The following is a 391-nucleotide window of genomic DNA, read 5'->3' as shown; positions in this document are numbered from 1 at the left end:
GACTAAAGTCAGGTTTCTTAGTCCCTCCCCCCTTTTCTCCTTCTTTTCCCTTCTTCTCCTTCCCCTCCTCCTCCTTTCCCTCTCTCTCCTCTTTTTTCTCTCCCTTTTTCCCCTTCTCTCCCTTCCTCCCCTCTTTTCCCTCTCTTTTTTCCTTTTCCTTTTCCTCTCTTTTCTCCTTTCCTTTCCTCTTTCCCTCCCCCTCCTCCTTTCTTCCCTCCTCTTCCTTTCCTTTTCCTTCCCCCTCTTCCTCCCCCTTTTTCCTTTTTTTTTTTTCCTTCTTCCCCTTTTCTTTTTCCTCCCTTTTCCTCTTCTTCCCTTTCTCTTCTCCCCCTCTCCTCTCCCCCTCTCCTCCTTCTAATCTCTTATGCCGTCTTCTTCTTTAAAAAAAAAA

Annotated in this window: 1 protein-coding gene; it reads left to right on the top strand. The window is 46.3% G+C overall.

What is annotated here, in order from left to right; genetic code table 11:
- The coding region (locus tag CP355_RS10875) for a hypothetical protein (protein WP_233187045.1) at positions 1-358 on the top strand (358 nt) is incomplete at its 5' end.
- Positions 359-391 lie beyond the last annotated feature (33 nt).

This window comes from Lactobacillus sp. UMNPBX4 (genome assembly GCF_002554115.1).
GTDB lineage: Bacteria > Bacillota > Bacilli > Lactobacillales > Lactobacillaceae > Lactobacillus > Lactobacillus gallinarum.
This window is presented reverse-complemented; position numbering and strand designations above follow the sequence as displayed.